At 63.9% G+C, this 244-nt stretch carries 1 protein-coding gene; it reads right to left on the minus strand.

Annotated features, from left to right (window positions below; translation table 11 throughout):
- Window positions 1-217 (minus strand): GntR family transcriptional regulator (locus SB772_RS44625; RefSeq protein ID WP_410839105.1); only part of this gene is annotated, 217 nt, incomplete at its 3' end.
- Window positions 218-244 lie beyond the last annotated feature (27 nt).

Here is a 244-nt window from a genome sequence, read left to right on the forward strand (position 1 = left end):
CATACGCGCCCTTGTGGGGCACGCGCCGAAGAAGACCTGCCGCTTCAAGCCGGAGCAGCGCATCACGGACGGGGGTCCGGGAGACTCCGGCAGCCTCAGCGATCGCATTTTCGGTGAAGAAGGCGTCCTGATCCCAAGGATGTGAGGAGATTTCCCTGCGCAGCCAGAGGTATGCGATCTCCGGAGACGTGGGAGTGGGGTCTTGGAAGGTGCTCACCGTTGCGTCGGCCGCCCTGCCAAGTTG

Origin of the sequence: Paraburkholderia sp. SIMBA_030, from assembly GCF_046535245.1 — a bacterium.
Classification (GTDB): Bacteria; Pseudomonadota; Gammaproteobacteria; order Burkholderiales; family Burkholderiaceae; genus Paraburkholderia.